This is a genomic window from Novipirellula sp. (assembly GCF_041583735.1).
Taxonomy (GTDB): Bacteria; Planctomycetota; Planctomycetia; order Pirellulales; family Pirellulaceae; genus Novipirellula.
The window spans coordinates 1-4,760 of the sequence record NZ_JBFHFD010000668.1 but is presented as its reverse complement, the minus strand read 5'-3'; the positions used below and the strand labels follow the sequence as shown (position 1 = coordinate 4,760).

At 52.3% G+C, this 4,760-nt stretch carries 4 protein-coding genes; all 4 read right to left on the bottom strand.

Features of this window, described 5'->3' with window-relative positions; genetic code table 11:
- Positions 1–355: 355 nt before the first annotated feature.
- A complete protein-coding gene (locus tag ABX962_RS30590; protein WP_372725249.1) occupies positions 356–937 on the bottom strand; it encodes a hypothetical protein in 582 nt (193 codons plus the stop codon).
- 796 nt (positions 938–1,733) lie between these two features.
- The gene (locus ABX962_RS30585) at positions 1,734–2,315 is read right to left on the bottom strand and encodes a hypothetical protein (RefSeq protein ID WP_372725247.1); all 582 of its coding nucleotides are present in this window, start codon (positions 2,313–2,315) and stop codon (positions 1,734–1,736) included.
- A gap of 460 nt (positions 2,316–2,775) precedes the next feature.
- Complete coding sequence (locus tag ABX962_RS30580; protein WP_372725245.1) at positions 2,776–3,102, bottom strand: hypothetical protein; 327 nt, start codon at positions 3,100–3,102, stop codon at positions 2,776–2,778.
- A gap of 126 nt (positions 3,103–3,228) precedes the next feature.
- Positions 3,229–3,402, bottom strand: a complete 174-nt coding sequence (locus ABX962_RS30575; RefSeq protein WP_372725243.1) for a hypothetical protein — start codon at positions 3,400–3,402, stop codon at positions 3,229–3,231.
- Between the last annotated feature and the right edge of the window lie 1,358 nt (positions 3,403–4,760).

The window sequence follows — 4,760 nt, the reverse complement described above, 5'->3', positions numbered from 1 at the left end:
CACTCCTCACTCCTCACTCCTCACTCCTCACTCCTCACTCCTCACTCCTCACTCCTCACTCCTCACTCCTCACTCCTCACTCCTCACTCCTCACTCCTCACTCGTGAACCGCCCCTCCATGCGCCAGTTGTTGGCGGGATTTGCACAGGAGCAAACGGAAAACCCGGAGTTAACGGAGTTTCAGCCAGCAGGTTCTCCGTTGACTTTGTTCTCTCCTGTTCCCCGTCACGCGAATGCGTTGTCGGACGCAACAATCCATCGACTGCACCGCGTCGTCGAACACAACATGCAGACCGCGCCGGTTCAATGCCAGTACGACGCCAATCACGCTGTTCCTCGCTCCGTGTCCAATGTTTTATTCTGTTGCAATAGTCGGCGTTGTGATCGGCGATGGTGACTTGGGTAACCAACACAGCCCCATCACAATACCAAGAATGAGCCCGCAAATGGCGAAAAACAACGGAGCAGGTGGCCCCCAGCCGCCCAAGACAAGCCAGAGACCGACACATGCGCATGCTCCCACAGTCAAGCCGATCGCAACGTAAAGAACGAAGTGAAGAAATATGTCCACGTTGGTTCCACGTGTCATCACGTAGAGAACGCCGACGGACGATGTGACGAGCCACTGCCCGAGAAGCAGTTCGATCGCTACCCAATCCCATCGAAACAAAACGACAATGGCTGAGCTGTCAGGTTGGACGCTCGGAAGACTGTCGAACATATCCGTGAAGTGGCCATATTCAGGAACAGGCGGAGACTGCCAGATCGGGGCATTCGGCAGTTGGCTAATGAATGTCCCAGCGTCGAAAGTTCTCAGCTGAGCCTCCCATTGCCCCCGAATCGACATGACGGCCAGTAGACCGATCGATGCAATAATGAAAATGCCGCGAACAACGGACGTTGCAATGCGATCATTGCGACTTGCGGTTGATGTCAAGTATTGAGTCTCCATTCAAGTACGACCGAAAAAGCACCGGTCGCGCAACCATGATGTTTGTAAGCGACCGAACGTTACCGATCACCCGGTCGGCGGGGTGGATATTCCATTGTCGAAACGGCCGGCTCGCCGTTGTATTGTGTCTTGCAAGCCCATTTTGATAGGACACACTCCCATTCAACAGCAACCATTCCGCCGAACAGGGCAATCATTGCTCCCGTGAGAAATAGAGCGGTACCGGAATATTGATTGATGAAGTCCTCTAGTTGTTGTTCAGTCGTAAAACTAGATCCGGCAACAACCCAACATATGTGGAATGATCCCGACACAAAAAACGCAATTATCATCGGACGATAAGGTTGAAGGAACAAGCGACGAGTGATCTTCCAGACAAAGGTTAATAAATAGAGGCAACGTGGCAAGACCGTCCTGAATTAAGAATTGCTTGGCTGTGAAAGCGTTTGGGTTATAGCCTCACCAGAGCCCATTCTTGTCATCAGACTTGTCATCAGACTTGTCATCAGACTTGTCATCAGACTTGTCATCAGAATTCCCGTGCCTGCTAATATGCCGCCGACAATGAAAACCCATCCCTGTCGAAAGAGCACAGTGCCCTTATGCAGTGGTAGGAAACTTTCCGGAATTGATGACCGTTTATATGGATCCATACCCGACAACTCATGAGTCGGCGAACGTCCAGCGTCACCGGCCAAGGAGAGAAAAGTTTACTATTTGAAAAACGGCCGCAAACACCGTTCCGTATGAATGCTATGGTTGCCCGCAATGTTGGGCCGGCTCACCAAAAACCAGTGCGTTGAGTGATGGAGTTTGAATTTGGATCGACATAGTATGTTGCGCCACCCCCGTCAGGCTCGCTGGGACTGTAGTATACCAGCGATCCTGCGGGACAGTCCCATCCAATGTGACCGAAGCGCAATTCGAACATCTTGCAATCGACAACCTGGCCTTCGTCGATGAAGCCACCACGTTCGACCGCAGAGTATTGGCCGTACTCCTGCCACAGTTCGTCGAGATAAGACCTAAAGTCACGTTCAGGGAGTTCGTACCGTGCGAAGTAGCCATTCGCGTGTTTGTGCATGAAGATGTCGGTCGCTTTCTCCGGCAAGTATCTACGCGACCGAAAATCAGGAACGTCGTCATAGGAATCGTAGTGAAAGTCTCCAAACCTGACGGTGTCGACCGCCATCATGATACCCGTGCAAGATGGAATGAACGCGATCAATCCGAATGCTGAGCCGAAAACGAAAGCTTTCGCCCTAGTCAATTTTGGAGGATACGGAAAAGCCGTATAGGCAAGCACCACAAACAGCATTACACCGCATGTGATCTGAAACGGTAGAATCACAGGCCAAAGCATGTACTTTCCAATGCCGAACGATCAGTCCGATAACGGCAACGATCACCCAGAAGCCGCAATTTTAGTTGGTGTTCACGAAACGATCGCGGCGGCGTTTTTTGTGCATCGTATTGTTCCTCGATGTTTTGCCGCTGGCCGCCCGGATGTTTTGCCGCTGGCCGCCCGTTGATTGTAGCGAGTTGATTGACGTGATCCAAATCCTCTTTCTGCGCACTGCCTGCCCACTGTACACCCATCTTCACAACACAAAAAACTGGCATCGAATGAAACCACAGATAGACGCCGATGAACACAGATTACCTCCTGGCGCATCTGCGTGAATTAGGTTTTATCTGTGGTTCCCACTTCTCAAATTCCCCGTCTTGCAATCCGACACTTGTCACGTTTGCAGCACAAAAAAACATCCTCGGCCTTTATCCGCCAGACCACGCTGGACCGCCAGGTCCAATTCATCGAATACTCATTTCCTGTCTGGGAACGGGAGCAATGTGCGGGCGTCGGGAGTAATCGATACGGCGTAAGCGGGACTGTGACCACAGAAAGGCACGTTGTCGTCGTCAGCGAGTTCTTTGCGTAGGAGCATGCGTAGCTTCTTCGCCTCCGCAACGTTTAGCCGTCGAGTTGCAATCAAGTCCGTCTTGCGACCGTTCCATTCAATCGACATGGTTTGCTCGCCAGCAATTGCGCCTCGCGGATCCAGCCGATGGATGACCACGCGGTCCGGCAGTCCGCCTGCGTGAGCAGCGACGGCGAACGCAGCAAGCAAAGTTGCAATTAGAATTCGCATTAGTTCAGTCGGGGAACGAATTGCCATCACCGGGCACGGAGTGCGATGCTTCCATTTGTGACACCTTGCAAGCTGTGCTCCGTGTGAATGGCTTGGTTATCCGCAAGCTTCGTACTATGAGTTGAGCTAGATGCGATACCACTCGAATGCGTCATAGAGACACCAAAACGCGAATGCAACGCTTGGCCAAGCGAACCACAGTAGCATTTTGCGCCAATAATTACAGTGCCCATTGTAGTCCTGCACAATGTTGTCGCCCAGCGTCAACGCGATCACGTTGCTGGCGTCATCTAGTATCATCTTCGCTGGCTGTCCAGCGGGTGCAGGATACAAACGCTCCGCAATTTTTGGGTCGTTTGTTCGCAACCGTAGTTTGTCGCCATTCCATTTTACGATCGCGTAGACGGTTGATCCCCTTCGTCCTGTGCGGCTAACCTTACCAGTCATTACACAGTCGATAAACGAACAGTCGGCGAGTGGTGTCGGATGGTCGGTGAAGAACCAGGCCGCACACGTAGCAAACAGAACAAAGCCTAAGGTGTTGCCGGCGATATGCTTTTGACGACGGGTCAACGTTCGGTCCAAGAGATGAACTTCAGTCGGATAACGAAGTGATTATCGCTGGTTGTGGTGGCGATAACTGGGGCCTGGGGGTGCTATCGCCGTTTGGACCTTCGGCTCCCTCGGTGACACATGGAGTGTTATCGCCGGTGCGAGGGAGTGTTATCGCCGGTTGGCGACCGCTGAGTATGAGGGGACTTGATTCTTGGGTCAAGCAAAATTGCAACCAATTTTTCCATCCGAGGCATTGACCTGTGATGCAGTCATGCAAAAAACCAGCAAAGATAGTGCTGCGGCGATGCAGGACGGTTCACAAGCACGTCAGTTCACATATTTTTCTTACGGTAGCGAGCTGGGGGAGGACCTGCGAACATCCGTCGCGGTGGGTTGTTTCTTGTCATGCAGTTGATCGACGCCGAGAGTGAGGGTGGGAGGAGCTTGAAGTTGGAAGAATTGAAAAAGTTAAATTGACAATTGCAAATTTTGAAATGGTTGGGCGTGGCGACTCGGCGGGAAAGGACAACTCCGAAAGTTTTTGAACAGGAGGTAAGGGAGACAACAGAGAAGAGGTGATTTGCAACTCCGTTTCCTCTGTTTGCTCCTGTTCAAAACAGACCGCGCAACTAGACCGCGCAATCGTCGCTCTTGTTGGCGATGGAGAGCTGGTGGCTCGGGCGAGGTTAGATTTAAGAAACCAGCACGGCGGGATCTTTCGCAAGATCCACTACGGGAAGTTGAGGCTAGACAGAGCAGACGCGGAATTGATGCGAGGTACGAGTGAGCTGGTGACAGGCCCTCACCCGGACAAGGCCTTGAGGGCCCGTCCGACCTCTCCCGTGCTGCGCTCGGGAGAGGTGGCAGATGGAGAATGCGTGACTTGTAACTCGGTCGCCTCGGCCTGTTCTTGTTCAAATTGCCCGAGCGATCGGCGTTCTTATTTGGCGACGGAGAATTGGTTGCTCGGACGAGATTAGGATTATGAGTATGATTAAGATTAAGAATTTAGTGACGCGGGATCTTTAGCAAGATTCACCACGGGAGTTGTGAGGAAATTCTTGGCGAGCTCTGCTGCGGAGCGGGGTTAGCGGGGGAGTTTG

What these genes read in the sequence shown, in the direction of transcription:
- ABX962_RS30580 (WP_372725245.1), bottom strand. Translation starts at nt 3,102, where the DNA reads ATGCGAATTCTAATTGCAACTTTGCTTGCTGCGTTCGCCGTCGCTGCT.
- ABX962_RS30585 (WP_372725247.1), bottom strand. Translation starts at nt 2,315, where the DNA reads ATGCTTTGGCCTGTGATTCTACCGTTTCAGATCACATGCGGTGTAATG.
- ABX962_RS30575 (WP_372725243.1), bottom strand. Translation starts at nt 3,402, where the DNA reads ATGATACTAGATGACGCCAGCAACGTGATCGCGTTGACGCTGGGCGAC.